Source organism: Frigidibacter oleivorans (genome assembly GCF_003993775.1).
Lineage (GTDB): Bacteria > Pseudomonadota > Alphaproteobacteria > Rhodobacterales > Rhodobacteraceae > Frigidibacter > Frigidibacter oleivorans.
Window position 1 is genome coordinate 39503 of the sequence record NZ_RJRZ01000009.1, and the last position, 26546, is coordinate 66048.

At 70.7% G+C, this 26546-nt stretch carries 25 protein-coding genes; 10 read left to right on the forward strand and 15 right to left on the reverse strand.

Annotated elements, in window-relative coordinates; translation table 11 throughout:
- Positions 1 to 7 precede the first annotated feature (7 nt).
- On the forward strand, positions 8 to 2254 hold the full coding sequence (ptsP, locus tag EEY80_RS12175) for a phosphoenolpyruvate--protein phosphotransferase (RefSeq protein WP_126976847.1): 2247 nt from the start codon (positions 8 to 10) through the stop codon (positions 2252 to 2254).
- 108 nt (positions 2255 to 2362) lie between these two features.
- Here ptsP and EEY80_RS12180 read toward each other — a convergent pair whose 3' ends face one another.
- The 3 genes from EEY80_RS12180 to EEY80_RS12190 all read right to left on the reverse strand — a co-directional run bounded on the left by EEY80_RS12180 (position 2363) and on the right by EEY80_RS12190 (position 4479).
- The gene (locus EEY80_RS12180; protein ID WP_126976848.1) at positions 2363 to 2923 is read right to left on the reverse strand and encodes a type 1 glutamine amidotransferase domain-containing protein; all 561 of its coding nucleotides are present in this window, start codon (positions 2921 to 2923) and stop codon (positions 2363 to 2365) included.
- 114 nt (positions 2924 to 3037) lie between these two features.
- Entirely contained in the window at positions 3038 to 3880 is an 843-nt protein-coding gene (locus EEY80_RS12185; RefSeq protein WP_126976849.1) for an EcsC family protein, read from the reverse strand.
- Positions 3881 to 3957: 77 nt separating this feature from the next.
- Positions 3958 to 4479: a GNAT family N-acetyltransferase gene (locus tag EEY80_RS12190; RefSeq protein WP_126976850.1), complete on the reverse strand. Its 522-nt coding sequence runs from the start codon at positions 4477 to 4479 to the stop codon at positions 3958 to 3960.
- Between the two features lie 82 nt (positions 4480 to 4561).
- Between EEY80_RS12190 and EEY80_RS12195 the strand changes: the two genes are divergently transcribed.
- Positions 4562 to 5146, forward strand: a complete 585-nt coding sequence (locus EEY80_RS12195; protein ID WP_126976851.1) for a flavin reductase family protein — start codon at positions 4562 to 4564, stop codon at positions 5144 to 5146.
- Here the strand turns inward: EEY80_RS12195 and EEY80_RS12200 are convergent.
- A complete protein-coding gene (locus EEY80_RS12200; RefSeq protein ID WP_126976852.1) occupies positions 5118 to 6026 on the reverse strand; it encodes a DMT family transporter in 909 nt (302 codons plus the stop codon). The two genes, EEY80_RS12195 and EEY80_RS12200, sit on opposite strands and share 29 nt — an antisense overlap.
- 161 nt (positions 6027 to 6187) lie before the next feature.
- Between EEY80_RS12200 and EEY80_RS12205 the strand changes: the two genes are divergently transcribed.
- Positions 6188 to 7069: an S-methyl-5'-thioadenosine phosphorylase gene (locus tag EEY80_RS12205; RefSeq protein ID WP_126976853.1), complete on the forward strand. Its 882-nt coding sequence runs from the start codon at positions 6188 to 6190 to the stop codon at positions 7067 to 7069.
- Positions 7066 to 7617 carry an adenine phosphoribosyltransferase gene (locus tag EEY80_RS12210; RefSeq protein WP_126976854.1) on the forward strand — a complete coding sequence of 184 codons (552 nt, stop codon included), beginning with the start codon at positions 7066 to 7068 and terminating at the stop codon, positions 7615 to 7617. The genes EEY80_RS12205 and EEY80_RS12210 overlap by 4 nt, the downstream gene beginning before the upstream one ends.
- 93 nt (positions 7618 to 7710) lie before the next feature.
- Here the strand turns inward: EEY80_RS12210 and EEY80_RS12215 are convergent, their stop codons facing one another.
- The 11 genes from EEY80_RS12215 to coxB form a co-directional block, all read right to left on the reverse strand.
- The gene (locus EEY80_RS12215; protein WP_126976855.1) at positions 7711 to 9126 is read right to left on the reverse strand and encodes an FAD-binding oxidoreductase; all 1416 of its coding nucleotides are present in this window, start codon (positions 9124 to 9126) and stop codon (positions 7711 to 7713) included.
- A gap of 63 nt (positions 9127 to 9189) precedes the next feature.
- On the reverse strand, positions 9190 to 10020 hold the full coding sequence (locus EEY80_RS12220) for an MBL fold metallo-hydrolase (protein WP_126976856.1): 831 nt from the start codon (positions 10018 to 10020) through the stop codon (positions 9190 to 9192).
- A gap of 93 nt (positions 10021 to 10113) precedes the next feature.
- Entirely contained in the window at positions 10114 to 10698 is a 585-nt protein-coding gene (locus EEY80_RS12225) for a GNAT family N-acetyltransferase (RefSeq protein ID WP_126976857.1), read from the reverse strand.
- A complete protein-coding gene (locus tag EEY80_RS12230; RefSeq protein ID WP_126976858.1) occupies positions 10698 to 11960 on the reverse strand; it encodes a M16 family metallopeptidase in 1263 nt (420 codons plus the stop codon). Before EEY80_RS12230 ends, EEY80_RS12225 begins: the two co-directional genes overlap by 1 nt.
- Complete coding sequence (thrC, locus tag EEY80_RS12235; RefSeq protein WP_126976859.1) at positions 11957 to 13348, reverse strand: threonine synthase; 1392 nt, start codon at positions 13346 to 13348, stop codon at positions 11957 to 11959. Before thrC ends, EEY80_RS12230 begins: the two co-directional genes overlap by 4 nt.
- A gap of 11 nt (positions 13349 to 13359) precedes the next feature.
- Positions 13360 to 14037 (reverse strand): SURF1 family protein, encoded by a 678-nt coding sequence (locus tag EEY80_RS12240; protein ID WP_126976860.1) that lies wholly within the window; start codon positions 14035 to 14037, stop codon positions 13360 to 13362.
- Between the two features lie 79 nt (positions 14038 to 14116).
- Entirely contained in the window at positions 14117 to 14917 is an 801-nt protein-coding gene (locus tag EEY80_RS12245; protein ID WP_126976861.1) for a cytochrome c oxidase subunit 3, read from the reverse strand.
- A gap of 23 nt (positions 14918 to 14940) precedes the next feature.
- The gene (locus tag EEY80_RS12250) at positions 14941 to 15528 is read right to left on the reverse strand and encodes a cytochrome c oxidase assembly protein (protein ID WP_126976862.1); all 588 of its coding nucleotides are present in this window, start codon (positions 15526 to 15528) and stop codon (positions 14941 to 14943) included.
- 1 nt (position 15529) lies between these two features.
- Positions 15530 to 15733 carry a hypothetical protein gene (locus EEY80_RS12255; RefSeq protein ID WP_328590525.1) on the reverse strand — a complete coding sequence of 68 codons (204 nt, stop codon included), beginning with the start codon at positions 15731 to 15733 and terminating at the stop codon, positions 15530 to 15532.
- Positions 15730 to 16677 (reverse strand): heme o synthase, encoded by a 948-nt coding sequence (gene cyoE, locus EEY80_RS12260; RefSeq protein ID WP_126976863.1) that lies wholly within the window; start codon positions 16675 to 16677, stop codon positions 15730 to 15732. The genes EEY80_RS12255 and cyoE overlap by 4 nt, the downstream gene beginning before the upstream one ends.
- A 145-nt stretch (positions 16678 to 16822) precedes the next feature.
- Positions 16823 to 17683: a cytochrome c oxidase subunit II gene (gene coxB / locus EEY80_RS12265; protein ID WP_126976864.1), complete on the reverse strand. Its 861-nt coding sequence runs from the start codon at positions 17681 to 17683 to the stop codon at positions 16823 to 16825.
- A gap of 171 nt (positions 17684 to 17854) precedes the next feature.
- Here coxB and tldD point away from each other — a divergent pair, with 171 nt between their 5' ends.
- The 6 genes from tldD to EEY80_RS12295 all read left to right on the forward strand — a co-directional run bounded on the left by tldD (position 17855) and on the right by EEY80_RS12295 (position 26527).
- Positions 17855 to 19273 carry a metalloprotease TldD gene (tldD, locus tag EEY80_RS12270; RefSeq protein ID WP_126976865.1) on the forward strand — a complete coding sequence of 473 codons (1419 nt, stop codon included), beginning with the start codon at positions 17855 to 17857 and terminating at the stop codon, positions 19271 to 19273.
- A 77-nt stretch (positions 19274 to 19350) separates the two neighbouring features.
- The gene (gene dprA / locus EEY80_RS12275) at positions 19351 to 20664 is read left to right on the forward strand and encodes a DNA-processing protein DprA (protein WP_126976866.1); all 1314 of its coding nucleotides are present in this window, start codon (positions 19351 to 19353) and stop codon (positions 20662 to 20664) included.
- 495 nt (positions 20665 to 21159) lie between these two features.
- Positions 21160 to 23838, forward strand: a complete 2679-nt coding sequence (gene topA, locus EEY80_RS12280; RefSeq protein WP_126976867.1) for a type I DNA topoisomerase — start codon at positions 21160 to 21162, stop codon at positions 23836 to 23838.
- 115 nt (positions 23839 to 23953) lie between these two features.
- Positions 23954 to 24649 carry a CoA transferase subunit A gene (locus tag EEY80_RS12285; protein ID WP_126976868.1) on the forward strand — a complete coding sequence of 232 codons (696 nt, stop codon included), beginning with the start codon at positions 23954 to 23956 and terminating at the stop codon, positions 24647 to 24649.
- Between the two features lie 31 nt (positions 24650 to 24680).
- Positions 24681 to 25685, forward strand: a complete 1005-nt coding sequence (locus tag EEY80_RS12290) for a GSCFA domain-containing protein (protein WP_126976869.1) — start codon at positions 24681 to 24683, stop codon at positions 25683 to 25685.
- Positions 25682 to 26527 carry a hypothetical protein gene (locus tag EEY80_RS12295; RefSeq protein ID WP_126976870.1) on the forward strand — a complete coding sequence of 282 codons (846 nt, stop codon included), beginning with the start codon at positions 25682 to 25684 and terminating at the stop codon, positions 26525 to 26527. The genes EEY80_RS12290 and EEY80_RS12295 overlap by 4 nt, the downstream gene beginning before the upstream one ends.
- Positions 26528 to 26546: the final 19 nt, after the last annotated feature.

Consider the following 26546-nt stretch of genomic DNA (forward strand, 5'->3'; position numbering starts at 1 on the left):
CGCGGAAATGCCCGACCGATCGGAGAGTGAAAGCCGCAAGCTGCTGCGCCGGCTGCGCGACCAGTTGGCCACCCCCGCCAAGGGGCAGGAACGGCTTGACCGCATCACCCATCTGATCGCGGATTCGATGCACACCGAGGTGTGCTCGATCTACCTGTTCCGCGACCGCGAGACGCTGGAACTGTGCGCGACCGAGGGGCTGAAGCCCGAGGCGGTGCACAAGACGCGGATGCGGCTTGGCGAGGGGCTGGTGGGCCGGGTCGCCAAGACCTCGAGCCCGATCAACACCGGCAATGCCCCCGGCGAGCGCGGCTTCCGCTACATGCCCGAGACGGGCGAGGAACTTTATTCCTCGTTCCTCGGCGTGCCGATCCAGCGTCTTGGCGAACGGCTGGGCGTGCTGGTGGTGCAGTCCAAGGCCGCCCGGCAGTTTTCCGACGACGAGGTCTATGCGCTGGAAGTCGTGGCGATGGTTCTGGCCGAGATGGCGGAACTCGGCGCCTTCATCGGCGAGGGCGAGGCGCTGTCGGCGCTGCACAAGAACCCGGTGATGTTCCGCGGCTTCACCGGGCAGGAGGGGGCGGCGGAAGGCCGGGTCTGGCTGCACGAACCCCGGGTGGTGGTGGCCAATCCCGTCGGCGACGACCCGAAGACGGAATCGCGGCGCCTGTCGGCGGCGGTCGAGGAATTGCGCCTGTCGGTCGATGCGATGGTCGACGGTGCCGAAAGCATGGACAAGGACCAGCACGAGGTGCTGGAAACCTACCGGATGTTCGCCAATTCCCGCGGCTGGCTGCGCCGGATGGAGGAAGACATCCAGCGCGGGCTGTCGGCCGAGGCCGCGGTCGAGAAGGAACAGTCGGCGGCCCGGGCCCGGTTGCAGCAGGTGCCCGACCCTTACCTGCGGGAACGGCTGAACGACCTCGACGACCTGTCGAACCGGCTGCTGCGCATCCTGACCGGACAGGGCCGCGACACCGGCGCCGAGATCCCGGACAACCCCGTGCTGGTCGCGCGCAACATCGGGCCCGGCGAACTGCTGGATTACGGGCGAAAGCTGAAGGGCGTGGTGCTGGAGGAAGGCTCCGTCGGCAGCCATGCGGCGGTGGTCGCGCGGGCGCTGGCGATCCCGCTGGTGATCCAGGCCGAGGGTCTGGTGGCCGAGGCGCTGAACGGCGACACGATCCTTGTCGACGGCGATCAGGGCGTGGTGCATCTGCGCCCCGAAGAAACGGTGGCCAGCGCCTTTCGCGACAAGATCGCCATGCAGGCCGAGGCGCAGAGCCGCTATGCCAGCCTGCGCGACCTGCCGGCCGAGGCGACCTGCGGCACGCGCGTCGCGCTGCACATGAACGCGGGCCTGATGGCCGACCTGCCCTCGCTGGTCAATTCCGGGGCCGAGGGCGTGGGCCTGTTCCGCACCGAGTTGCAGTTCCTGATCCGCAGCCGGGTGCCGCAGCGGGGCGAGCTGGCCACGCTGTATGCGCGGGTCATGGAATCGGCGAACGGCAAGCGGGTGGTGTTCCGCACGCTCGACATCGGGTCCGACAAGGTCCTGCCCTACATGAAGCCGCAGGACGAACCGAACCCGGCGCTCGGCTGGCGGGCGATCCGCGTCGGTCTGGACAAGCCCGGGGTGATGCGGATGCAGCTGCAGGCGCTGCTGCGGGCCGCGGCGGGCCGGCCGCTGACGGTGATGTTCCCCTTCGTCGCACAGATGGGCGAATTCGTGGCGGCGCGGCAGGCCCTGCTGGACGAGGTCGAACGCGAGCGCAAGCTGGGCCACCGGCTGCCCTTCAAGCTGGAAATCGGCGCGATGCTGGAAACCCCGAGCCTCGCCTATGCGCCGCGCGGCTTCTTCGAACTGGCGGATTTCATCTCGATCGGCGGCAACGACCTGAAGCAGTTCTTCTTCGCCGCCGACCGCGAGAACGAACGGGTGCGCCGCCGCTATGACACGCTCGACACCAGCTTCCTGTCCTTCATCGGCCATGTAGTGGACCGCTGCGAGGCGGCGATGACGCCGCTGTCCTTCTGCGGCGAGGATGCGGGCCGTCCGGTGGAGGCGGTCTGTCTGGCGGCGATGGGGCTGCGGTCGCTGTCCATGCGCCCGGCCTCCATCGGCCCGGTCAAGCACCTGATCCGCCGCGTGAACCTGCGTGACCTGCGCGCCCTGATCGACGCGCAGGTGAAGGCGGGCGCACAGTCGGTGCGCCCCGCCGTGATGGACTGGCTGGCGCGCCAGCCGCTGTGACGCGATCCTGCCCGGGCGTGGCTGGTTCGCCGCGGGCGACCCCTGCCCCCCCCTGCACCCCCCGGGGATAGTCCCGTCGGGTGCAGGGGGCGGCCGCGACAGACCGGATCAGGCCGCGCGGCGGTCGTGCCGGCCTTCGCGGATTTCCTCCACCAGCTTGGCGCAGAAGGCGTCGAGGTCGCCGGGGTTGCGGCTGGTCACCAGACCCATGTCGGTCACCACCTCGCTGTCCTCCCACTTGCCGCCCGCGTTGATCACGTCGGTCTTGATCGACTTGTACGAGGTCACGCGCCGGTCCTTGACGATGCCGGTCTCGACCAGCAGCCAGGGCGCGTGGCAGATCGCGCCGATCGGCTTCTTGGCCGTCCAGAAGGCGCGCACGAAGTCGAGTGCCGCCTGCTCCACCCGCAGCAGATCGGGGTTGATCTGGCCGCCGGGCAGGACGAGGGCGTCGTAATCCTCGGCCTTCACCGCCGACAGCACCTTGTTGACCTTGACCGGCTGGCCCCAGTCCTTCTTGTCCCAGCCCTTGATCTCGCCCGCTTCGAGCGAGACGACATGCACCTCGGCGCCCGCGGCGCGCAGCCGTTCCAGCGGCACCTCGAGTTCGGACTGTTCGAAGCCATGCGTGGCGAGGATGGCGACCGTCTTGCCTGAAATATCCTGCATCTTCGTCTCCGTTGATTGGGGAGTGAGCCCCCTCAACCCGCGGCGACGCCGGACGTTCCGGCAGTGGCGGCGCGGCGGCCGGACTTCGCTCAGGCCGCCGGTCAGGCCGCGCCCTCAGCCCCCGGCGGCGCGGCCGACCTCGCTGCGGCCCGCGGCGCGCGCGCGGATGCGGGCGCGCAGCGCCTCGGTCAGCGCCTCGCGCGGCAGGCCCTGCGCCTCGGCCAGCTTGCGCAGGCCGAACTGCACCCGCGCCATTTCCTGATAGTAGCTGGTATAGGAATAGTTGACCGCCGCCCCCGCCACGGCCCCCAGCACCGGCACCATCTGCGTGGCGAGCTTCTGGCCCAGCACCACCGACAGGCGCGGCGCCACCCGGGCGATCAGCGCATTGACGCTGGTGCCGGTCAGGGTGACGCGGGCGGCGAGGAAGCCGAGGTCGCTGCCATCGTCCTTGGTCATCGGTCCGGCGCTGGCGAAGACGCGGATGCAGTCGATCCGCGTCTGTTCGTCCTGCGGGTCGAAGCCGTGATCGGCGGCGATGCCCTGGATCGCGCGCAACAGCATCGTGGTCGTCACCGGCAGTTCCGCCATCGCGGTGGCGAGCCCGCCCGCCCCGCCCGCCACGCCCATCGCGGTGGCCAGCGCCGTGTTCACCCGGTCGGACCGGTCGCCCAGCACCCCGCGCGACCGCGCCGCCAGCGCAAAGGAGGTCTCGAGCGCGGCGCGGGTCACGGTTTCCAGCCGGTCCTTCACCTTGTCCGGCAGCCGTTCCAGCAGGTTTTCGGCGCTGCCGCCCACCATCCCCATCGCCTGCATCGCCAGCCCGTTCGCCGCCTGATGCCGCGCCGCCAGCGCGTCGAGCGCCACGGCCAGCGCCGGGTCGGCCAGCCGCTCGGCCAGGGGGCGCGCGGCGGCGAGGGTGTCGGTGGGGGTCTCGGCATTCTCTGGGGCAGTCATGGTGTCCTCCGGCGTCTGCCCCTTTCAGATGGGCGACGCTTCCGCCGGGACAAGGCTTCGGCCCGGCCGGCTGTTCCCTACTCCGCCGCCGCGCCGGCGGCCTGTCCCGTCTCGGGCAGGTCGCGCGTCACCTCGCCCGTCACCCCCGCCCAGGCCCCGGGCACGAGGTCGAGCCCCAGCACCCGGTCCGGGTTGGTCGGCGGCGGCATGATCACGCCGTCCTTGCGGACGAAGCCGAAGCGGCGGTAATAGGGCGCGTCCCCCACCAGCAGCACCCGCTGCCAGCCCAGGCGGCGCGCCTCGGCCAGGCTTTCGTGGATCAGGAGCCCGCCGAAGCCTTCGCCCTGATGCGTGGGATGCACCGCAACCGGGCCGAGCAGCAGCGTCCGCGCCCCGCCCACACGCACCGGCCAGTAACGGATCACCGCCGACAGCGCGCCCTCGCCGTCGCGCAGCACGAGGCACAGTTCCTGCACCTTCGGCACGCCGTCCCGCAGCCGGTAGGAGGACAGCGCCGTGCGCCCCGGCGCGAAGCAGAGGTCATAGAGCGCCTCCACCTCCCACCAGTCGGCATCGGTCTCTTCTTCCAGCTGATACATGGGGGACCCTGCATCGCGTCCGTTGCGGCTGGAACCGCGCGTATCATGCGCTAGGGTCGGGTTCAAACCGGAAAGGATCCCGATGTTCTACCGCCCCGAAGACGGCCACGGCCTGCCGCACAACCCGTTCAACGCCATCGTCGCCCCCCGCCCGATCGGCTGGATTTCCACCCGCGGGGCCGAGGGCGACAACCTCGCCCCCTATTCCTTCTTCAACGCGGTCGCCTATGTGCCGCCGCAGGTGATGTTCGCCTCGACCGCCAGCAAGGACTCGCTCGCCAACCTCACCGCGAGCGGTGTCTTCGCGGTGAACATCGTGGCCGAGGCGGCCCGCGACGTGATGAACGCCTCCTCGGCGGCGCTGCCGCGCGGGACGGACGAATTCGCCACCGCGGGCGCGGCCAAGGCCGAATGCCGGACCATCGACTGCCCGCGCGTGGCCGATGCCCCCGCGACGCTGGAATGCCGCCTGACCGAGGTCGTCCGGCTGAAGGGCAAGGACAATCACCTGATCCTGGGCGAGGTGACGGGCATCCACCTGCGCGACGACTGCCTGGTGGACGGCCGCTTCGACGTGACCCGGTTCCGCCCGCTGTCGCGGCTCGGCTATCAGGATTACGCGGTGGTGGAGCGGGTCTTCACGTTGGCCCGCCCGGGCGAGGGGTGACGGGCCGCGCCGCCGCCGCCCGGCGCGACAGGCTGCGCCCGCGCAACAGCGTGTAGATGCCGCTGGCGATGATGATCGCGCCGCCCGCCAGGGTCGCCGCATCGGGCCGCTCGCCCAGCACGACCGCCGCGACCGCGATGGCGAAGACGAGGCGGGTATAGCGGAAGGGGGTGACGACCGAGACCTCGCCCGTCCGCATCGCCGCCGTCAGCCAGGAATAGGCGATGACGCCGCACAGGGTGGCGCCGGCCAGCGCGGCCCAGTCCCCCGCCTGCGGCAGCACCGCGCCGCCGGTGACCGCCAGCAGGCCCGCGCCGGTGGGCAGCAGCGCCGCGAAACCCCAGAAGCCCAGCTGCGCGTTCGACAGCACGCGCGGCGCGGCGCGGGTGGCAAGGTCGCGCCCGGCAAAGCCCAGCGTGCCCACCACCGCCCAGAGCGAGGCCGGCTCGAACCCCGAAACGCCCGGGCGCAGGATTACCAGCACCCCGAGGAAACCGGCCCCGATCGCCGCCCAGCGTCGCCAGCCCACCCGTTCGCCGAAGACCAGCGCCGCCCCCGCCACCACGACCAGGGGCGTCGCCTGCAGGATCGCCGAGGCGCTGGACAAGGGCGTCAGCGCCAGCGCCAGGGTATAGCCCGCGCGCCCCGTCACCTCGAACCCCGCCTTCACGATCAGCGTGCGCGACAGCATCGCCGGATGCAGCAGCCGGCCGCCCTGCCGCCAGGTCAGCGCCGCGAAGACCGCCATGCCGCCCAGACCGAACAGCATCAGCACCTGCCCCGCCGGCAGATGCCGCGCCGCCGCCTTCACGCAGAGGTCTTCCAGCGTGAAGGCCGCCATCGCCGCCACCATCAGCAGGCTGCCCCGGACGTTGTCCATGCCCTTCCTCCGCCCCTGCCGTCCCGCGCGGTGCCGGCCCCGCTTCCTATCGCCGCGCCGGGGCTGCCGCCAGCGGCTTTCGGTCTTTTCGCGGCTGCGGCACGACCCTAAGCTGCGCCCCGGATCAGATCGGATCGCATCGGACCGGAACGGAGGCGCATATGCAGACGCGGATCGGCATCATCGGCGGATCGGGGCTCTATCAGATCGACGGGCTGCAGGCGGCGGAATGGGTCGAGGTGGCGACCCCCTGGGGGGCGCCCTCGGACGCGGTCCTGACCGGGACGCTCGACGGGGTGGCGATGGCCTTCCTGCCCCGGCACGGGCGCGGCCATGTGCATTCGCCGACCACCGTACCCTATCGCGCCAATATCGACGCGCTGAAACGGCTGGGCTGCACCGACGTGATCTCGCTTTCGGCCTGCGGCTCGTTCCGCGAAGAGATGGCGCCCGGCGATTTCGTCATCGTCGACCAGTTCATCGACCGGACCTTCGCCCGCGAGAAGAGCTTCTTCGGCACCGGCTGCGTCGCCCATGTCAGCGTCGCGCATCCGACCTGCCCGCGCCTGTCCGCCGCCTGCCTTTCGGCCGCCATCGACAGCGACATCACCGTGCATGACGGCGGCACCTATCTGGTGATGGAGGGGCCGCAATTTTCCACCCTCGCCGAAAGCCGGATGTATCGCGACCACTGGGGCGCGGATGTGATCGGGATGACCAACATGCCCGAGGCGAAACTCGCCCGCGAGGCAGAGCTGTGCTATGCCAGCGTGGCGATGATCACCGACTACGACAGCTGGCATCCCGACCACGGCAGCGTCGACATCACGCAGATCGTCGCCACCCTGCACGGCAATGCCGACAAGGCCCGCGCGCTGGTGGCCCGGCTGCCCGCGCTGCTGGGGCCGGACCGCGCGCCCTGCCCGCATGGCTGCGACCGGGCGCTGGACCACGCGATCCTGACCGCCCCCGGCGCACGCGATCCGCAGGCGCTGGCGCGGCTCGACGCGGTGGCGGGCCGGGTGCTGGGGGCGCCGGCATGACGCCTCCCGCGGCGGCGACGAAGACGGTGCGCGACTATATCCGCACCATCGCGGATTTCCCGCATGAGGGCATCCTGTTCCGCGACGTGACCACGCTCTTCGCCGATCCGCGCGGGTTCCGCATGGCGGTGGACCAGCTGGTGCATCCCTTCGCCGGCCAGCGCATCGACAAGGTCGTGGGGCTGGAGGCGCGGGGCTTCATCCTCGGCGGCGCGGTGGCGCATCAGCTGTCGGCGGGTTTCGTGCCGGTCCGCAAGAAGGGCAAGCTGCCCGGCCCCACCATCGCCGAGGCCTATACGCTGGAATACGGCGAGGCGGTGGTCGAGGTGCATGACGATGCGCTGATGCCGGGCGAGACGGTGCTGATCGTCGACGACCTGCTGGCCACGGGCGGCACCGCCATTGCCGGGCTGCGGCTTATGGAACGGCTGGGCGCGCGGGTGGCGGGCTGCGCCTTCGTGGTGGACCTGCCCGACCTCGGCGGGCACCGGCGGCTGCTGGACATGGGGATGGCCGTTCACACGCTCTGCGCCTTCGAGGGGCTCTAGGGGCGGCCGGCGCCGCGGGGGGCGCTGCCCCCCGGCTCGTCCCGAGCCTCCCCCCGGGATATTTCCGCCGACAAGACGCAGCGGGTCCGGGGGTCAGGCGCCGCGCAGCACCGCGCCGGGGTTGAGGATGCCCGCCGGGTCCAGCGCCGCCTTGATCGCCCGCATCGCCGCCAGTTTCGCCGGATCGCCATAGCGTTCCAGGTCGCCCACCTTCAGCCGGCCGACGCCATGTTCGGCCGCGACCGAGCCGCCGAAACCGTGGACGATGTCATGGACACAGGCCTTGATGTCGTGGCGCAGGTGATCGTCCATCGCCCGGCTGCGGCCTTCGGCGGGGAAGGCGTTGAAATGCAGGTTGCCGTCGCCCAGATGGCCGAAGCAGTTGATCCGCATCGGCGCGATCCGCGCCAGCGCGGCGGTGGCGCGGTCGATGAAGGCGGGAATCTCCGACAGCGGCACCGAGATGTCATGCGAGCTGAGCGCGCCGATCAGCCGGTTAGCCTCGGGCAGCATCTCGCGCATCGTCCAGATCTCGGCGCGCTGCGCCTCGCTCTGCGCGATCACGCCGTCGGAGACGAGCCCCGCCTCCAGCGCCTCGGCGAAGATCGCCTCCAGCGCCGCCTGCGGGTCGAGCCCGCGCGGCAGGCCGAGGTCGATCAGCACCGACCAGTCCGGCCCGGTGCCGAGCGGCAGGCGCACCCCGGGCAGCGTTTCCGCGAGAAAGCGCAGCCCCTGCCCCGAGATCAGCTCGAAGGCCGAGATGCAGCCCGAGGCCTGCGCCTCGGTCAGGGTCAGCAGCGCCAGCGCCGCCTCGGGCGAGGCCACGGTCATCAGCGCCGTGCCCTCGCCCGCGGGCCGCGGCGACAGTTCCAGCGCGGCGGCGGTGATGATGCCCAGCGTGCCTTCCGACCCGATCAGCAGGTGGCGCAGGTCATAGCCCGCATTGTCCTTCCTCAGCCGTTTCAGCCCGTGCAGGATGCTGCCATCGGCCAGCACCGCCTCGACCCCCAGGCAGAGGTTGCGGACATTGCCATAGCGCAGCGTCATCGTGCCGCCGGCATTGGTGGCGAGGATGCCGCCGATCTGCGCCGTTCCCTGCGAGGCGAGGCCGAGGGGGAAGATGCGGCCCTCGGCCTCGGCGGCCTGCTGGACGGCGGCGAGGGTCATCCCCGCCTCGACCACCAGCGTGCGTTCGGCAGGATGCACGGCGCGGATGCCGGTCATCCGTTCCAGCGACAGCAGCACCGGCGCGGGACCCGTCTCGACGATCTGGCCGCCCACCAGCCCGGTGCCGCCGCCGAACGGCACCAGCGGCACCCGCGCCGCGGCGCAGGCGCGGACGACCGCCGCCACCTCTTCCGCGGTCCGGGGGCAGGCCAGCAGGCCGCCGGCGCCGCGCCAGCGGCCGCGCGGTTCTTCCAGGTGCCGGGGTTCGGGCGCGGCCAGCCGGCCCGGCGGCAGCGCGGCCTCCAGCGTTTCGGCAAAGGCGGCATCGGCGGCATTCAGCATCGGCGGCTCCTGCGGGTTCGGCCGGAGTGAAGCCGCGCGCGCCGGGAATGGCAAGGCGGTGCGTCAGTCCAGCCAGCGCGGTTCCAGCACCAGCACGGTGGGCCGGCCGGGCAGGGTCCCAAGCGACACCTCCACCCAGGACCGGCCGGGCCGTTCCACCGCGAAATCCTCCTGCATTCCGGAGAGGAAGCGCTGCAGGTTCGGCTCGCCGAACCAGTGCATCGGGATCACCAGCGAGGAGCGCAGCCGCTGCATCACCCGGATCATCGCCTGCTGGTCCATGGTATAGCTGCCGTCCACCGGGGTCAGCACCACGTCCATCCGCCCCAGCAGGCCGTACTGGGCGGGGGTCGGTTCATGATGCAGATGGCCCAGATGGCCGATGCAGAGGCCCGCCACCTCGAAGACGAAGATGGAATTGCCGTCGGGGATCTGCGCCCCGCCGAAGCGGATGTCGGTGGTGACGTTGCGCACCAGTATCTCGCCCAGGTCCAGGTGGTGGCTCGCGGCCTTGCCGCCCTCGCCCCAGCCGCGCAGCACATGCGGGATGCGCGGATCGGGGCTGTCGGTCCAGTGGGTCGAATGGGCGTTGTTCATGGTCACCACGTCCGGCACCAGGTCTCCCGGCCCGAGAAAGCCGGAATAGTCGGTGGCGACGGTCAGCCCGCCCGCCGTCTCGATCACGAAGGTGGCGTGCGAGACGAAGTTCACCCGCACCGTATCGGCCGGCAGCGCCGCGCCGAAGCTGGCCCGTTGCAGCACCTCCATCCCCCGCACCGGGCCGGCCAGTGCCACGCAATGGCTGGGAATGCGGTCCTGCGCGGCGGCAGGCTGGGCAAGCGGCGTGGCAAGGGCAAGCAGCAGAGCCGCGGCGAGGCGGGCGCAGAATCGCATGGGGCAGGTCCGGGGTTGGGGGCGACTGCCGCAGGTTCGCCCGGAACCGGCCCGGCGGCGCCATCAACTTTCCGCTAGCGCCGCGACCGGCCCCTAGCCGACATCCGTCCGCCCGCGCCGGTCGCCGCGCAGGTTGGCGTACAGCACATGATTGCGCCAGCGGCCGTTGATCTGCAGATAGCTTTGCGCGACGCCTTCGTACTTGAAGCCGCAGCCTTCCAGCACGCCGCGCGAGGCCGCGTTCTCGGGCAGGCAGGCGGCCTCGATCCGGCTCAGGTCCTGATGGCTGAAGGCGTGATGCACCACGGCGCGGATCGCCTCGCGCATATAGCCCTGCCGGGCGTGGTCCTGCCCGATCCAGTAGCCCAGCGTCCCCGCCTGTGCCGGGCCGCGCCGGATATTGTCGAGCGTGATCGCCCCCAGAAGCTGCTGATCCTCGCGCCGGATCAGGAACAGGGGCAGCGCCGTGCCCTGCAGTTCCGCCCGCGCTGCCCAATAGACGCGATGGGTAAAGCTGCGGCGGCTGAGATGGTCGTCGGCCCAGACCGGTTCCCACGGGCGCAGGAAGTCCTCGCTGTGGCGGCGCAACTCGGTCCAGGCGCGAAAGTCGCCATGCCCGGGCAGGCGCAGCGTCATCCGCTCCGTCTCGATCCGGACCTTGCGCCTTCGCGCCAGCATCAGGCAGCCAGCCTCATGCGCAACTGATCGAGCCCCGGTGCGCGATCGACCGGCCCGTACAGCGCCAGCGCCGGGCGTCCGCCCTGCGCCATCCGCGCGGCGAAGGCGCGCACGGCATCGCGCGTCACCGCGTCGATCTTCTCCGCCGCCTCCTCGACCCCCGGCACGCGGCCCCAGATCGCCAGCATCCGCGCCATGCGCTCGGCGCGGCTGGACGGGCTTTCCAGCCCCATCAGCATCCCGGCCTTCATCTGGGCGCGGGCGCGGGCGACCTCGGCCTCGGTCATGTCGTCGGCGGCGCGTTTAAGCTCGTCGATGGTCAGGCCGGCGAGGTCACCGATCTCTTCGGCCGAGGTGCCGGCATAGATCGTCATCATGCCGGTATCCTCATGGGCCGAGGCCTGCGCGAAGATCGAATAGCACAGACCCCGCTCTTCGCGGATCTTCTGGAACAGGCGCGAGGACATGCCACCGCCGAGCGCGGTGGAATAGACCTGCGAGACATAGACATCGTCGTCGCGATAGCCCGGCGCCTCGAAGGCCAGGGCGAAATGGACCTGTTCCAGGTCCTTGGTCTCGCGCCGTTCCAGCCCCTGCCAGCGCGCGGGCAGCATCAGCGGCGCGCCCACCGGCCGCAGGCCGCCGAAGATGCCGGTTGCCAGCGCCACCAGCGCCTCGTGGTCCACCGCGCCGGCGGCGGACAGGATCATCTGATCCGGCCCGTAATGGGTGGCGACGAAACTTTCGAAATCCCCGCGCCGGAAGGCCGCGACCCGGTCGGCCGGCCCGAGGATGGTGCGCCCGATCGGCTGGTCGGGATAGGCGGCCTCCTGCAGCCAGTCGAAGATGATGTCGTCGGGCGTGTCCAGCGCCTGCCCGATCTCCTGCAGGATCACGTGGCGCTCGACCTCGATCTCCTTCGGGTCGAAGGCGGGGTTCAGCACGATGTCGGAAATCACGTCCAGCGCCAGCGGCACGTCGGCTTCCAGCACGCGGGCGTAATAGGCCGTCATCTCGCGCGAGGTATAGGCGTTGATATAGCCGCCCACATCCTCGATCTCTTCGGCGATCTGCAGCGCGCTGCGCCGTTTCGTCCCCTTGAAGGCCATGTGTTCGAGGAAATGGGCGATGCCGTTTTCCTCGGGCCGTTCGTGACGGCCCCCGGCATTCACCCAGATGCCCACCGCCGCCGAGGCGAGGCCGGGCATGTGTTCGGTGACGATGCGGAAGCCGTTCGGAAGGGTCGTCAGTCTGACAGTCAAGCGGTGCGCCTTTCGTGGACCAGCGCCTCTAGCGCGGCAAGATCGTTGGGAACCCGCGTCACGCGCTCGGGCCGGTCGAACAGGTCGGCCATGCGGGCGGGCAGGGCGGGGCGGATGCCGGTGGCGGCCTCGACGGCATCGGGAAACTTCGCCGGATGCGCCGTGGCCAGCGTCACCATCGGCGCCTCGGGGCGGATATGGGCATTCGCGACGCAAACGCCAACCGCCGAATGCGGGCACAGCAGCTCGCCCGTGGCGGCCAGCGTGTCGCGGATGGTGGCGCGCGTCTCGTCCTCGGACACCCGGCCCGACCCGAAGACCTCTCGCAGGGTCTGCAGCGCGCCCTGGCTGACGGTAAAGCCGCCCGTCGCCTTCAGCTCGCCCATCAGCTGCGCCACGGCGCGCCCGTCGCGGCCATAGGCGTCGAACAGCGCCCGTTCGAAGTTGGAGCTGACCTGGATGTCCATGGACGGGCTGATCGAGGGCGTCACCCCCTCGGTTTCATACCGGCCGGTGGTCAGGCAGCGGTGCAGGATGTCGTTCTGGTTGGTCGCCACCACCAGCCGACCGAGGGGCAGGCCCATGCGGCGCGCGATATAGCCCGCGAAGATGTCGCCGAAATTGCCGGTGGGCACGGTGACGTCGACCGCCCGGTGCGGCGCGCCGAGCGCGACGGCAGCGGTAAAGTAATAGACGACCTGCGCCAGCACCCGGGCCCAGTTGATCGAGTTCACCCCGGCCAGCCCGACCGCATCGCGGAAGGCGAAGTCGTTGAACATGTCCTTCAGCTTCGCCTGGCAATCGTCGAAATCGCCATCCAGCGCCAGCGCGTGCACATTCGCCTCGGCGGGCGTGGTCATCTGGCGGCGCTGCACCTCGGACACGCGGCCATGCGGGAACAGGATGAACACGTCGACATTGGCGAGGCCGCGGAAGGCCTCGATCGCCGCCGATCCGGTATCGCCCGAGGTGGCGCCGACGATCGTCACCCGGTCGCCGCTGCGCGCCAGCGCGATCTGGAACAGCTGGCCGATCAGCTGCATGGCGAAGTCCTTGAAGGCCAGCGTCGGCCCGTGGAACAGCTCGCACAGGAAATGCCCGGACCCCAGCTGCACCAGCGGCGCCCGCGCGGCATGGCCGAAGCCCGCATAGGCGGCGGCGATGGCCTGCCGCAGTTCGTCGTCCGAGAAGCTGTCGCCGGTGAAGGGGCGCATCACCCGGAAGGCAACCTCCTCATAGGGCAGGCCGGCCAGCGCCGCGATCTCCTCTGCCGGCATCTGCGGCACGGTTTCCGGCACGTAGAGCCCGCCGTCCCGCGCCAGCCCCGTCAGCATCGCCTCGGCGAAAGTCAGGGCCGGGGCCTCTCCGCGGGTCGAGACATAGCGCATCGCTGGTTCCTTCAGATGGTCCGGCGTCTGATACGCCACAGAAGATAGCCTGTCATCCCCGCCCAGACCCCGGCGAGCGAAAACCAGGTGATCGCGTAGTTCAGATGATCGTTGCGGATGCCCTCGACCGAGATGGGCACCGGCACCACCCCCTGCCCCGCGCCGTCGACGCTGCGGGCGGCCACCATCAGCGGTTCGGTCTCCAGCGCCGCCGCCATCGCCGGCACGTCGCGGGCGAACCAGATGTTGCGGCCGATGTCGGGGGCGGGGGTCGAGGCCGTCGTCTCGTCCGGCCAGTGGATGTTGCCGGTCACGTCCAGATCGACGGGCGGGCGCGGCATGTCCTTGGCCGTTTCGGGGATGAAGCCGCGGTCGAGGAGGATGCGGCGGCCGTCGGCGGTTTCGAAGGCGGCGATGACCTCGAAGCCGGGGCCCACGCCCTGACGCCCGGTCAGCATGTGCAGTTCCTGCCCCGTCGTCCGGCCCGCGACCCGGACCGGCGTATATTTAAGCGCCTGCCCGTCGGCGCCTTCGGGGGGCAGCTGTTCCGGCGGCGCATCGATGCGCGCCGCGATGGTGGCGAGGATGGACTCCTTCCACTCCAGCCGGCGCAGCTGCCAGAAGCCGAGGTTCAGCAGGATCGCGATACCGCCGAGGCCGAGGATCAGCGGAAAGAGGATGCGGCGCATGGGCGGCTTTCAGGAGGCGGAACGGCGAAGGCGCGCGGCCCTGCGGCCCCGCGCCTTTTCCAGTGGACCGATGGGGCGATCAGCCGCCCCAGATGTAGACGGCGGCGAAGAGGAACAGCCAGACCACGTCGACGAAGTGCCAGTACCAGGCCGCCGCCTCGAAGCCCACATGGCTGTCGGGGGTGAAATGGCCCCGCATCGCCCGCATCATGCAGACGAACAGGAAGATCGTGCCGACGATGACGTGGAAGCCGTGGAAGCCGGTCGCCATGAAGAAGTTCGCGCCATAGATGTTGCCGGCGAAGCCGAAGGCGGCATGGCTGTATTCATAGGCCTGGAAGAAGGTGAACAGCGCCCCCAGCCCGACGGCCAGCGCGAGGCCCTGCACCATGTCCTTCCTGTTGTTCTCGTGCACCAGCGCGTGGTGGGCCCAGGTGCAGGCCATCCCGGAACACAGCAGGATCAGCGTGTTGATCAGCGGCAGGTGCCACGGGTCGAAGGTCTCGATCCCCTCGGGCGGCCAGACGCCGATCGTCGCCGGGTAGTTGGCGCTCATCGGGTAGAGCGCGTGTTTGAAGAAGCTCCAGAACCACGCCGAGAAGAACATCACCTCGGACATGATGAACAGGATGAAGCCATAGCGCAGGCCGATCCGCACGACCGGGGTGTGGTCGCCCGCGAAGTTTTCGCGGATCGTGTCGCCCCACCAGCCGTACATGACGTAGAGCACCAGCACGAGGCCGATGAAGAACAGCCACGGCGTGGTGCCCTTCATGAACAGCACCGCGCCGGTCAGCATCAGGAAGGCGCCGATCGAGGCCAGGAACGGCCAGATCGACGGCGCGAGGATGTGGTAGTCGTGGTTCTTTGCATGCGCCATGATATGTCCCTGCGGCCGGGTCGTCAGTTTATGGATGTCTTGGTTGCGGCGGGCGCGTCAAGCGCGGCCTGCGCCTCGGGCAGATCGGTGACGTGGAACGTATAGCTGAGCGTGATGTGACGCACGTTCTTGGCGTCGCGGTCGTTCACCATCTCGGGGTCCACGAAGAAGGTCACGGGCATCTGCATCCGCTCGCCGGGTTGCAGCACCTGTTCGGTGAAGCAGAAGCACTGGATCTTCGAGAAGTAGTAGCCCGCGGCATCGGGCGAGACATTGTAGCTGGCCGTGCCGGCGATCGGACGGTCGGTCGGGTTGTAGGCCTCGTAGAAGGCCAGGCCCGTCTCGCCGATCTTCAGTTCCATCTGGCGCTCGACCGGGCGGAACTCCCAGGGCATGTCGCGCTCGACATTGGCGTCGAAGCGGACGGTGACGGTCCGGTCCAGCACCACGTCCGATTCCTGTTCCGCCACGCTGGTGGTGCCGGCATAGCCCGTCACCCGGCAGAACCAGTTGTAGAACGGCACCGCCGCGAAGGACAGCGCCACCATCACCACGACGATGCCGCTCAGACGCAGCGCCATCCGGGCGTTGGGGTCGGCGGGCTTGCGCATGTCAGTTCCCTCCCTGCTGCGGTTGCGGCACCAGTTCCGGCCGCGGGGCGTGGTCATAGCCCTGCAGGCTGTCGCCCTGCGACACCTTCACCACCGTCAGCGCGAAGATCAGCGCGACGAAGGCGGCCAGCACCAGCCCCAGCCCGAGGTTGCGGCCGAAGCGGCGCCGGTGCAGTTCGTGATCGCGTCCGAAGGCCACCGTCACCAGCCCCCCATGCCCCAGGGCCGCAGCGCGGCCTCGGCCAGCAGCGCCGCGAAATGCAGGAACAGATAGGCCAGTGACAGCTTGAAGAACCGCTTTTCGACCGCATAGTGATCCGCGGCCGCCGTGGCATCGCTCCGGGCGCGGATCCGCAGCGCGCCGGCCACGAATGCGGCGTTCAGCACCAGCGTCGTGGCCAGCATGATCGGCCCGCCGATCTGGCTGACAGCCAGCGCCGGCCCCACCGGCGCCAAGGCCAGCGTGTAGCCGAGGATGTGGCGGCGCGTCGCCGGGCGGCCATGCGTCACGGTCAGCATCGGCACGCCGGCCCGCGAATAGTCGTCGTTCATGAACAGCGCCAGCGCCCAGAAATGCGGCGGCGTCCACATGAAGGTCAGCAGGAACATCAGCACGGATTCGGCGCTGATCCCGCCCGTCGCCACCGCCCAGCCGATCATCGGCGGGAAGGCCCCGGCGGCGCCGCCGATCACGATGTTCTGCGGGGTCGAACGTTTCAGCCAGATCGTGTAGACGACGGCATAGAAGAAGATCGTGAAGGCGAGGAAAGCCGCGGCGAACCAGTTGGCCGCCAGCCCCAGCATCACCACCGAGATCCCCGACAGCGCGAGGCCGAGCGCCAGCGCGTCCTGCGGGCCCACGCGGCCCGCAGGTACCGGGCGGCGCTGCGTCCGGCGCATCACCGCGTCGATGTCCGCGTCATACCACATGTTCAGCGCGCCCGAGGCGCCGCCCCCCAGGGCGATGAACAGGATCGAGGCGAAGGCCACGAGCGGATGCACCGGCACCGGCGCCACCAGAAGCCCGACGGCGGCGGTGAACACCACCAGCGACATGACGCGCGGCTTCAGCAGCTGGACGTAGTCGCCGAAGCGCGCCTCGCCCGCCGCGTCATGGGCCGTGCCGTCAAATGCGCTCGTATCCGTCATCCTGTCCTCCAGGTGGGGCGAAGGCGCCTGCCTCCGGCCCTGCCGTGGTGCGGGGCTCCGATGACCCCGCGCGGGCCGCGCAGGGGCGGCGCAGCGTCATGTCGTCCGCGTCCGGGCGCTTGTCGCGCCCGCGCCGCAGCACGCCTCAGTTCGCGGCCACCCGGAACGACGAGGGCGCGGCGGCGAAGAGTTCCCGGGCACGGGCCAGCCACTCGGCATAGGCCTCCTCGCTGACGACCTTCACCGTGATCGGCATGAAGGCGTGATCCTTGCCGCACAGTTCCGAACACTGGCCGAAATAGACGCCCTCGCGGTCGGCGTTGAACCACAGTTCGGCGATCCGCCCCGGCACCGCGTCCTGCTTCACAGCGAAGGCCGGGATCGTCCAGGAATGGATCACGTCCGCGCCGGTAACCTGCACGACGACGGTCTTGCCCACCGGCACCACCACCGCATTGTCCACCGCCAGCCGGTATTCATCCTCGTTGTAACCGTATTCCGCCAGTTCCTCGCGCGCCAGCATCAGGCTGTCGAAGGCGATACCCTCGTCGGGATATTCATAGCCCCAGTACCACTGGAAGCCGGTCGCCTTGATCGTCAGGTCGGCCGTCGGAATCTCCTGCTGCTTGAACAGGATCGGCAGCGAGAACGAGCCGATGACCACGAGGATCAGGATCGGCACCAGCGTCCAGCCGATCTCCAGCGGCGTGTTATGGGTGAACTTCGCCGGCGTCGGGTTGCTGCGGCGGTTGAAGCGCAGGATCGCCATCACCAGCAGCACGGTCACGAAGATCGTGATCGCCGCGATGATGTAGAGCAGCATCCCGTCCAGCCATTGCTGGTCGCGCGCCAGTTCCGTCGCCGCGGGCTGGAAGCCCGTCCCGCCGTCATGTGCCTTGCCCACGACCTCGAGCCCGGTGATGCCGTCCTGCGCCCAGGCGGCGCCGGCGATCATGGCCGAGGAAATGACGGCCGGAAGGCCGATCAGCTTGGTTGCGAAACGCATTCTGTTCTTCCCGTTCCCCAAGGGCGGCTCTCCCTGCCGCCGCGCGTCGGATTTGATGGCCCGCCCGCGTTGTAAGACGCCATCCTAAAATCATATTGTCCACTGAGCGACAAGCAAAACCGTGCGGCACGGCGCCGCATCTGATCTGTATCAAGGACGGGATTCACGCCCATGACGAACCGCTTTGCCCCCTTCGAAACCCTGCTCGACCGCGACCGGGCGCTGGCGGTCCTGCGGGCGGCGGTGGCCGGTGCCGAGGATGGCGAGCTGTTCCTCGAACGCCGCCGGTCCGAAGCGATCGTCTTCGACGACGGCAGGGTGAAGACCGCAAGCTACGACGCCTCCGAGGGTTTCGGGCTGCGCGCCGTGCTGGGCGAGGTGGCGGGCTATGCCCATTCGACCGAGATTTCCGAGCCGGCGCTGCGGCGTGCCGCGGACACGACGCGGCTGGCGGTGGGCGATGGCGGCGGCGTGCTGGCCGATGCGCCGGCGGGGACCAACCGCAGGCTCTATACCGATGCCGATCCGATGGCCGATGCGGCCTTCGCCGCCAAGCTCGACACGCTGCGCGAGATCGACGCCTTCGCCCGCGCGCTCGATCCGCGGGTGGTGCAGGTGACGGCGAGCCTCGCCGCCGCGCATCAGGAAGTGGCGATCCTGCGGCCCGAGGGCGGCCTTGTGACCGACATCCGGCCGATGGCGCGACTGAATGTCGCGGTGATCGTCGAGCGCGACGGCCGGCGCGAAAGCGGAAGCGCCGGCGGCGGCGGGCGGTTCGGCCTCGCCCGGCTGCTGGAGCGGGATCACTGGGAATCGGTCGCGCGCGAGGCGCTGCGCATCGCGCTGGTCAACCTCGACGCCGTGGCCGCGCCGGCGGGGGTGATGGACGTGGCGCTCGGCCCCGGCTGGCCCGGCATCCTGCTGCACGAGGCGGTGGGCCACGGGCTGGAGGGCGACTTCAACCGCAAGAAGACCTCGGTCTTCGCGGGCCTTCTGGGCCAGCGGGTCGCCGCGCCCGGGGTGACGGTGCTCGACGACGGCACCCTGCCCGACCGCCGCGGCTCGATCAGCGTCGATGACGAGGGTACCGCCTCGGCCCGGAACGTGCTGATCGAGGACGGCATCCTCGTGGGCTACATGCAGGATCGCCAGAACGCCCGGCTGATGGGGGTCGCGCCCACGGGCAACGGGCGGCGCGAAAGCCATGCCCATATCCCGATGCCGCGGATGACCAACACCTACATGCTGGGCGGCGATGCGGCACCGGGCGATGTGGTGGCCGGCATCCGCGACGGAATCTGGGCCGTGGGCTTCGGCGGCGGGCAGGTCGACATCACCAGCGGCAAGTTCGTCTTTTCCTGCACCGAGGCCTATCGCGTCCGCAACGGCGTGGTGGGCGAGCCGGTGAAGGGCGCCACGCTGATCGGCGACGGGGCGACCGCGCTGCAGCAGATCCGCGCCATCGGCAGCGACCTGGCGCTGGACCCCGGCATGGGCAATTGCGGCAAGGCCGGGCAATGGGTGCCGGTGGGCGTGGGCCAGCCCACGCTGCTGATCGGCGGGCTGACGGTGGGCGGGTCGGCGGCCTGATCCCGAATCGGATGGCGTAAACCGGGCGTTAACCCTCGGCGCGCTATCAAGGCCCCGCGAATGAGGCGGAGGCCCGGATGGATGACGGTTCGTTTTCTTTTTCCACCCCCTTCACCCCACCCACCACGGAGGAAGATGAGCTTGTCCGGCTTCGTCTCATTCGCTCCCGCAGGGTCGGCCCCGCGACCTTCTGGCGGCTGATCGGCGAGCATGGCAACGCCGCCGCGGCCTTCGCCGCCCTGCCCGGGGTCGCCCGCGACGCGGGCGTCGAGAATTACATGCCCTGCCCCGAATCCGTGGCCCGCGCCGAACTGTCGGCGGGACGCCGGGCCGGGGCGCGGCTGGTCCATGCCGGTGGCCCCGGCTATCCCGCCCGCCTGCTGACCCTTCCCGATCCGCCGCCGCTGCTGTGGTGCCTCGGGCGCAGCGATCTGTCCACGCGGCCGATGGTGGCGCTGGTCGGTGCCCGCAACGCCTCGTCGCTGGGTCTGCGCATGGCGCGGCGGCTGGCGCAGGGTCTGGCCGAGGCGGGCCATGTCGTGGTCTCGGGCCTCGCCCGCGGCATCGACGCCGCCGCCCATGACGCCGCGCTGGCCGGCGGCACCGTCGCCGTGCAGGCCGGGGGCATCGACATCCTTTACCCCGCCGAAAACGCCGCACTGGCCGCCGCCATCGCGGAACGCGGCCTGCGCCTGTCGGAACAGCGGCCCGGGCTGGAACCGCAGGCGCGACACTTTCCGCAGCGCAACCGCATCATCGCCGGACTGGCCGAGGCGGTGGTGGTAGTCGAGGCCGCGCCCCGCTCCGGCAGCCTGATCACCGCGCGCGACGCGCTGGACCTGGGGCGCGAGGTGATGGCGGTGCCCGGCCATCCGGTCGATGCCCGCGCCGGCGGCTGCAACCAGCTGATCCGCGACGGCGCGGTGCTGGTGCGGGGGATCGAGGACGTGATCGAGGCGCTGACAGCCGGCGGCACCCGCGGACTGCCCCTGCGGAACGGCACCGCACCGCAGCCGCGGGCGGAGGAACCTGTGTCACCCCGCGCGGATGCGGACCGTCGCCCGCCCGGGACGCCGCCCTCCGCCGACGCCGACGCCGATTCCGATGCCGGCGAGAACGCCGCCCGCACGCCCGCGAAAAAGCCCCCTGGCACGTCCCGTGGCGCCTCTTCGGGGCCGTCGGACCAGGCCGCCGACCGTCGCAGCCTCGCGGAAACCGCCGCGCTGCACAGCCAGATCCTCGACCGTCTCGCCGCCGCACCGCTGGCCGAGGACCAGCTGATCCGCGACCTCGCCCTGCCCGCCTCGGCACTGGCGCCGGAATTGCTGACGCTGGAACTGGAGGGCCGGGTGTTGCGCGCGCCCGGGGGGTTGCTGTCCCGGCTCAACTGACGGCGGCGCGGACCTCGGCGGGCGCAGCCCGCTGCACATGGCACCGGGATGTGGAGACGGTTCGGGGGGGGACCGGAGTGCGCGACCACCTCCCGCCGCCGCTTCCGCCTGCCCCTCCGCAAAAGCCGCTCCTGCCGCCCCTGTCGGCAGCCCGGTCGGCGGCGCAGCGCGGCGGCCCCTGTCCGCCGCAGCCCGCCCCTCGCCGCGACCTGCAGGCCACCGCTGCCGCCTGCCCCGCCGCTCCGCCCGCCCTGGCGCAAAGGCCGCACCTGCCGCACCTGCCCGCGCGCCGTCCCCCCGGTCGGCGGCGCAGCGCGGCGGCCCCTGTCCGCCGCAGCCCGCCCCTCGCCGGGACCTGCCGGCCACCGCTGCCGCCCCCTCCATTGACATTCCGGCCGCAGCCACGACATGTTCCCCCGCCAAACTTCCCCGCCAGACGGCCCGGCGCCTGCCGCTCGGCCCGTGCCTGCCCGTACAGTTCGTCAAGAGGATCCCATGGCCGTCGTCGTCGTCGAATCTCCCGCCAAGGCCAAGACGATCAACAAGTATCTCGGGTCGGATTACACGGTGCTCGCCTCTTTCGGCCATGTCCGCGACCTGCCGGCCAAGGACGGTTCGGTCGATCCCGAGCATGAATTCGCCATGACCTGGGAGGTGGCGGCCGACAGCAAGAAGCATGTCCGCGCCATCGCCGAGGCGCTGAAGACGGATGACACGCTGATCCTCGCCACCGACCCCGACCGCGAGGGCGAGGCGATCAGCTGGCACCTGCAGCAGGCGCTTGCCTCCAGCCTGAAGAAGGGCAAGACCGTCCGCCGCGTCACCTTCAACGCCATCACCAAATCCGCGGTGACCGAGGCGATGAAGGCCCCGCGCGAGGTCGACATGGAACTGGTCGAGGCCTATCTGGCGCGCCGCGCGCTCGACTATCTCGTGGGCTTCAACCTCAGCCCGGTGCTGTGGCGCAAGCTGCCCGGCGCGAAATCGGCGGGCCGGGTGCAGTCGGTCTGCCTGCGGCTGATCGTCGAGCGCGAGATGGAGATCGAGGCCTTCCGCGCCCGGGAATACTGGTCGGTGACGGCGATGCTGACCACCCCGCGCGGGCAGGACTTCACGGCCCGGCTGACGGTTCTGGGCGGGCGCAAGCTCGACCGCTTCGACATCGCGACGGCGGAACAGGCCGAACTGGCGGTGCAGGCGATCCGTTCGCGCGACCTGACCGTCGCCGCGGTCGAATCGAAGCCCGCCAGCCGCAACCCCTACCCGCCCTTCATGACCTCGACCCTGCAGCAGGAGGCGAGCCGCAAGTTCGGCATGGGGGCGAAGGCCACGATGTCGGCGGCGCAGCGGCTCTACGAGGCGGGGCATATCACCTATATGCGGACCGACGGCATCGACATGGCGCCCGAGGCGGTGATGGCCGCGCGCGACGCGATCCGCGACCGGTTCGGCGCGTCCTACGTGCCGGACAGCCCGCGCATGTACAAGAACAAGGCCAAGAACGCGCAGGAGGCGCATGAATGCATCCGCCCCACCGACATGGCGCTGTCGCCCGACCGGCTGCCGGTGACGGATGCCGACCAGCGCAGGCTCTATGACCTGATCTGGAAGCGCACCATCGCCAGTCAGATGGCGGCGGCGCGGCTGGAGCGGACCACGGTGGACGTGACCAGCGCCGACGGGCAGGTGGGCCTGCGCGCGACGGGTCAGGTCGTGCTCTTCGACGGGTTCCTGAAGGTCTATGACGAAAGCCGCGACGAGACCGCCGAGGATGACGAGGGTCGCCTGCCGCAGATCATGCAGGGCGAGCGGGCCGACAAGCGCGAGGTGACGCCCGAACAGCATTTCACCCAGCCCCCGCCCCGTTATACCGAGGCGACGCTGGTGAAGCGGATGGAAGAGCTCGGCATCGGCCGGCCCTCGACCTATGCCTCGATCGTCACCACGATCCAGGACCGCGAATATGTGCGCAAGGACAAGAACCGCCTGATCCCCGAAGACAAGGGGCGGCTGGTCACGGCCTTCCTGACCAACTTCTTCCGCCGCTATGTCGAATACGACTTCACCGCCGATCTGGAGGGCGAGCTCGACGACATCTCGGCCGGGTCGCGGGATTACAAGGAGGTGCTCGCCCGGTTCTGGCGCGACTTCTCGGCGGCGATCGGCGAGACGAGCGAGCTGCGCATCACCGAGGTGCTGGAGAAGATCGACGAATTCCTCAGCCCGCATCTTTATCCGGCGCGGGCGGATGGCGGCGATCCGCGGATCTGTCCCACCTGCGGCACCGGGCGGCTGAACCTGAAGACGGCGCGGTCGGGCGGGGCCTTCATCGGCTGTTCCAACTATCCCGACTGCCGCTATACCCGCCCGATCTCGGGCGGCGAGGAGGGCGCGGGCGGCGCCGACCGGGTGCTGGGGCTCGACGAGCAGGGGCTGGAGGTCAGCCTGAAATCCGGGCGCTTCGGGCCCTATGTCCAGCGCGGCGAGGCGACGGCCGATCAGCCGAAGCCGCCGCGCGCCAGCCTGCCCAAGGGCTGGTCGCCCGAGGATATGGATCTGGACCGGGCGCTGCGGCTGCTGGACCTGCCCCGCGCCATCGGCCCGCATCCCGAGGACGGGGTGACGGTCGAGGCCGGGATCGGCCGCTTCGGCCCCTTCGTCAAGCACGGCTCGGTCTATGCCAACCTGCCCGATGTCGAGGAGGTCTTCACCATCGGCATGAACCGCGCGGTCGAGGTGCTGGCGCAGAAGGCGGCGCGCGGCCCGGGCCGGGGTGCCGCCGCGCAGCCCCTGCGCGAGCTGGGCGACCATCCGGATGGCGGGCCGGTTCAGGTGATGCCGGGCCGCTATGGCCCTTACGTCAAATGGGGCAAGGTCAACGCCACCCTGCCCAAGGAGATGACGCCCGAGGCGGTGACGCTGGACCAGGCGCTGGAACTGGTGGCGGCGAAGGCCGGGAAAAGCGGCAAGAAGCCCGCGAAGAAGGCCGCGGCCAAACCCAGGGCGGCCGGTGCGGCGGCCCCCGGGGCGGAGGCCGCGACGAAGCCGGCGGCGAAGAAGACGGCAGCAAAGAAACCCGCGGCGAAGAAGCCGGCGGCCAAGGCCGGGGCTGCGAAGACCGCGGCCAAGGGCGCGACCGGGACTGCGGCATCCCGCAAGGCGGCGGGGGAATAGCCCCCGCCCCGCCACAGGCCCGGCAAGACACGGCGCGGCACAACGGGGCGCGGCCGATTGACTTGCACAGGCGCGCTTGCCACAACCCGAGGCGAGTTGACCCAGGGAGGATCGGATGAAGAAGGTCTATGGCAGCGCAGGCGAGGCGCTCGACGGGCTGCTGTTCGACGGCATGCTGATCGCGGCGGGCGGCTTCGGCCTGTGCGGCATTCCCGAACTGCTGATCTCGGCGATCCGCGACGCGGGCACGAAGGACATCACCATCGCCTCGAACAACTGCGGCGTCGATGACTTCGGGCTGGGCATCCTGCTGAAGACCCGCCAGATCCGGAAGATGATCTCGTCCTATGTCGGCGAGAACGCGGAATTCATGCGCCAGTACCTGTCGGGGGAACTGGAACTGGAATTCAACCCGCAGGGCACGCTGGCCGAGCGCATGCGGGCGGGCGGCGCGGGCATCCCCGGCTTCTACACCAAGACCGGCGTGGGCACCGTGATCGCCGAAGGCAAGGACCACAAGGATTTCAACGGCGAGACCTATATCCTCGAAACCGGGCTCGTGGCCGACCTGTCGATCGTCAAGGCCTGGAAGGCGGACGAGACCGGCAACCTGGTGTTCCGCAAGACCGCGCGCAACTTCAACCCGCCTGCGGCGACCTGCGGCAAGATCTGCGTGGTCGAGGTCGAGGAAATCGTGCCGACCGGCAGCCTCGATCCCGATCACATCCACCTGCCGGGCATTTATGTGCATCGCCTGATCCAGGGCGAGCACGAGAAGCGGATCGAGAACCGCACCGTCCGCGCCGCCTGACGGCCGGCGCGGCGCGCACGGGACCGGAGCCTTGGCCGGATCGCCCTACAGCCGCCTGCCGCCCCGCGCCTTCTGGCGCAGCGCGGTGGCCGAGGCCGACCCGGCCGCCATATCCGACCTCTGGCGGCTGGCAGCCCCGCCCGCCCGTGACGACCGGCTGTTCAGCCTCGGCGGCAGCGTCGCCGCCGCGCTGCACCGGGGGCTGGCCGCAACCGGCTGGAACGCGATCGAGGCCGAGCCGCTGCCGGTGCGCCTCCCCGAACCGGTGCTGGCGCGCTATGGCTGGGGCGCGGGTTCGGCCCGGACCGGCCCGGTGCCGACGCTGCGGCTGGCGCTGGAAATCCTGGCCGAGGCCGCCGGCGCGACCGGGTGGGAGGCCTGTGCCTGGCCGCTGGACGGGGATCGCGCCGGGCGCTTCGTCGACGGGCGCCGCCCCGGGGTCGAGCCCGCCGGCCTGCCCTCGGCCGAGGCAGTGGCCGCGGCGCGGGCGCAGCATCTGGTCGATCTGGCGCGCGGATTGGCCGGCGCAACCCTTGTCCTGATCGCGCCCTCGGACACCCGCGTCTGGCTGGACCCGGACACCGGTGCGGCCTGCCCGGCCCCGCCCCCGCACCGCCACCGGGTCGAGGAGACGAGCCTGCCCGGCCTTCGCGATGAGATCGCCGCCCTGCGCGCGCTTCTGGCGCAGCTGGCGCCGCAGGCCCGGCTGGTGCTGGCCATCTCGCCCGATCCGGCCGGGGGCGCGGCGGCCAAGGCGCTGCTGCGGGTGGCGATGGCCGAGGCGGAAGAGGCCGGCACCGCCGCCTATTTCCCGGCATGGGAGCTGCTGACCAATCCCGCCGCGCGCGGCGCGCTGCTGGACCCGGCCGGCGGCGCGCCCTCGCAGCAGGGGGCCGCGGCGCTGCTGGCGGCCTTCACCGGCGAGGCCGGCCAGACCCCTGCGGCAGCGCCCGGCCCCGATGCTGCCGGGGACACGGACGACGAGGAGGACGACCTCCTCTGCGAAGAGGCGCTGCTGGAGGCCTTCCGGCAATGAGCGATCCGGGCGACATGCGCGACGGGGCCCGCCCGCGCCTGCTGGTGATCGGCACCTCGCATGCGGGCACGCTGCGCATGGCGGAACCGGCGATCGCCGCGGACTGGCCCGACCGGCGCCCCCAGTGGTATGCCCTGCCCGGCGGCGCCTTCGCCACCGCCCGGCGCGATGCCGAAGGGTATTTCGGCCCCGACCCGGACCATCCCACCGGCCCGCGCAAGGCGATCGAGTGGAACGGGCGCGACCGCATCGACCTGCGGCCGCATGACCGGATCCTGCTGGTTGGCGAACGGTTCCGGCTGTTCTACATCGCGGCGCTGCTGCGCGATGTCGACATCTGGGATCACCCCTCGCGCGGGGCGGCGCGCAGCCTGTCGCTGGCCTTCGTCACCGATGCCATCCGGGCGCTGGTCGATCTGGCCGCCGATCAGGTGCTGGCCCAGTTCGGCCCCGATGCCCGCATCACCGTCGCCCCGGCGCCCTACCCGCTGCTGCGCGCGGGCGAGCGCGGCTGGGGCCATGACCGGGCCATCGCCGGGCTGCGCGGCCTTCCCGCCGCGGCCGAGATCGAGGCGCTGTACGAACGCATCATCGGCGAGGCCCTTTCCGCGCGCGGCTATGGCTGCCTGTTCCAGCCGGACGAGACGCGCGCCGGCCCCTTCGCCACCGCCGACCGCTTTGCCCGGCCCGGCCCGGATGCGGCCCCCGGCGCCACGCCCCTCCGGCCGGACCTGCGCCACATGAACGCGGCCTTCGGCCATCTCGTCTATGCCGCCTGGATGCAGCGCCTTGCGGCAGAGCCCGCGCCGCAAGGGCTTTCCGCAGCGCCGCACTTGCCCTAATCATGCGTCCGGCGCCTGT